We start from the raw sequence: 2,647 nt of genomic DNA on the forward strand, positions 1-2,647 counted from the left end.
CCGGCCCACCCCCCGGTCCCCCCCCCCCCCCCCGGGCCCGCCCCCCCGGGGGGCCCCCCGCCCCCCCCCCCCCCCCCCCCCCCCGCCCCCGGGCCCCCCCGGCCCCGCGGCTTTGCGCTGTGCCGGGGCTGCGCCACCAGCGCACCGGCGCGCGCTCGAGCTATGCGAAGATGGGCTACGCGTGGCGCGTGCCGCGCCGAGTAGCAGGTTCAACCGCCCCGGTGGCGGGTTGTGGCGCAGGAGGGTACGTGGCGAGCACGGAACTGGACACCAAGCCCAGTCAGGCCATCGACCCGGCAGACGAGCCGTCGGTCGAGTGGGGCTGGCACGGCGGGTTCCCCAAGGGCACCCAGATCGCCGGCTGGTTCACCGTCTTCGCCCTGCTGATCATGCTGGTGGGCAACCACCAGGGCATCCTCAGCGGCGGCCACGCCTTCAAGACCGAGGACATCTGGCTGATCGGCATCGCCGTGATCGTCGCGATCGGCCTGCTGGCCGACCTGCGCCGCCGCCGCAAGGGCTTCCGCCGCTGACGCGGTGCGTCACCCGGGGACTTGCCCCGGTTGGGACGTTCGAGTGGCACCCGGCACCCGCTCGGCGGAGCGGACCCCGACTCGACCTGCGATGATGATCAGCGGTTGAGCAGAGGTCGCCCGATCGGGTTTGCCACGGGAGGTCTACGTTTCGCTTCGTGGGCCATTACCCGGAGCCGCAACTGCACCGGTGGGTCTTGGCACGTCTGGGGGCGGCGGGCGAGGAGCTCGCCGGATTGCTGGGTGCCCGGGGCCGCGACCGGATACCGCACGAGTTCCTGGCCGATCCCGCGCGGATCGACGCGCACGCGCTCTGCCTGGAGCTGGACGAGCTCAGCGCCGTCCGCTCCCTCCGGTTGCCCGACTCCTTCCTGGACGAGGTGGGTGGGGACCGGGCGCCGGAACGGCTGCCCGAGGTGCTCCACGAGATAGAGCGCCTCGACCGGCTGCGGGAGCTGCGGCTGCCACCGGACGTGTTCGCCGACGTCCCGCTCGAAACCGTCGACTGCTGGCGGCACCGGGCGCTGAACGGCTTGCCCACCGAGTCGACGAACGCCCGGCTGTCCCTGCTGGCCGCGCTGTGCTGGCACCGGCAGGGCGAGCTGACCCGCGAGCTGCTGGGCGTGCTGCTGACCCTGATCGACGAGCTGCGGTCCCGCGCCGGCGCCCGGTTGCGCGCCGCGGGCGCACCGCCCGACGGGCGCTGGCGGCGCTGGTCGCCCCCCGAGGAGCACGCGGACGCGCTGCTGCGGCGTTCCGCCGAGCCGGACCGGGGACGGGCCGCGCGGGCCGCGTTGCACATCACCTACACCTCCGACCACCGGCAGCTGCTGTCCGCGCTGCTGCACGTCCTGGACTTCCGCAGCAGCGACCGGCGCCGGTGGCCGCTGCTGGCGGCGCTGGGGGAACTGGTCGACGGCCCCACCCGGGTGTGGGGCGAGGGCCGCTACCTGCCGTCCGGCCTGGACGTCCCCGTGCGCGGCGTGGTGCCCGCGGGCTGGTTGGAGGGCGTGGTGGACCGGACCGGCCGGGTGGACCGGACCGGCTACGAGCTCTGCGTGCTGCTGGCCTTGCGGGAGGCGCTGCGGGACGGCGCGGTGACGGTTCCCGGTTCGGCCGAGCCGCGCGCGGGCATCGGCGACGCGATCGGCGAGTGCATCGCCTGGCCGCCGGACGCGGCGACGCTGAGCACCTCCGGCAGCGCTCCGCCGCACGGGTGACCGCGGCGTCCCACCACGTGGCGTGCCCTTGCGCGCACCGCTCGTAGCGCCTGGAGTGGGCGCATGACCGGTGCGGTGCTCACCCCGTTCTGGCCGACCCGGCGCGGATCGCTGTTCGACCAGGCGTGTCGGCGGGGCGCGCAGCGAAGTGCGCGGCCGCTCCCGCTCGGCACGCCGGCCATCCAGCACGACGAGGAGGTCACCGATCATGTCGGTCACCGATGAACTGCTCCGCAACAACGAGGTCTACGCCGCGGGCTTCGAGGGCCCGCTCCCCCTCCCGCCGTCCAAGCACGTCGCCGTGGTGGCCTGCATGGACGCCCGGCTGGACGTCTACCGCGCGCTCGGCCTGCGCGAAGGCGAGGCGCACGTGATCCGCAACGCGGGCGGGGTGATCACCGCGGACGAGGTCCGGTCGCTCGCGATCAGCCAACGCCTGCTCGGCACCGAGGAGATCGTGCTCGTCCACCACACCGACTGCGGGATGCTGACGTTCACCGACGAGGAGTTCGCCGCCACCCTCCGGCAGGAGGTCGGGGCCGAACCGGAGTGGGCCGCGGAGGCGTTCGCCGACGTCGCCGAGGACGTCCGGCGCTCGCTGCGGCGGATCCTCGACGACCCGTTCATCCCGAAGAAGGGCTCGGTGCGCGGGTTCGTCTTCGACGTCGCCACCGGGAAGCTCGCCGAGGTGAGCTGACCCGGACGGGAGGCCGGCCGGACAGTGCGGTGCGAGGGGAAGGGAGCACTGTCCGGCCGGCGACGGCCCCCTGGCGGGCGGGGGGGGGGGCCCCCCGGCCGCCCCCCCCCGCCCCGCCCGGGCCCCCCCCCCCCCCCACGCCGAGGAAGCCCTGCGGACGGCCGTCGGAGCTCGTGCCCAGCACGACCGGCACCGTG

The 2,647-nt window shown here is 75.2% G+C and carries 4 protein-coding genes; all 4 read left to right on the forward strand.

The window, feature by feature from the left end; genetic code table 11:
- The first annotated feature begins 248 nt into the window (after positions 1-248).
- The 4 genes from LCD31_RS28580 to LCD31_RS28595 all read left to right on the forward strand — a co-directional run bounded on the left by LCD31_RS28580 (position 249) and on the right by LCD31_RS28595 (position 2,450).
- Complete coding sequence (locus LCD31_RS28580; RefSeq protein WP_224963274.1) at positions 249-533, forward strand: DUF2631 domain-containing protein; 285 nt, start codon at positions 249-251, stop codon at positions 531-533.
- 197 nt (positions 534-730) lie between these two features.
- Entirely contained in the window at positions 731-1,753 is a 1,023-nt protein-coding gene (locus LCD31_RS28585) for a hypothetical protein (protein WP_224963276.1), read from the forward strand.
- Positions 1,754-1,816: 63 nt separating this feature from the next.
- A complete protein-coding gene (locus LCD31_RS28590; protein ID WP_224963278.1) occupies positions 1,817-1,978 on the forward strand; it encodes a hypothetical protein in 162 nt (53 codons plus the stop codon).
- Positions 1,962-2,450: a carbonic anhydrase gene (locus LCD31_RS28595; protein WP_224963280.1), complete on the forward strand. Its 489-nt coding sequence runs from the start codon at positions 1,962-1,964 to the stop codon at positions 2,448-2,450. The genes LCD31_RS28590 and LCD31_RS28595 overlap by 17 nt, the downstream gene beginning before the upstream one ends.
- The last annotated feature ends 197 nt before the right edge of the window (positions 2,451-2,647 follow it).

The organism is Saccharopolyspora sp. 6M, assembly GCF_020176775.1.
Lineage (GTDB): Bacteria > Actinomycetota > Actinomycetes > Mycobacteriales > Pseudonocardiaceae > Saccharopolyspora_C > Saccharopolyspora_C gregorii.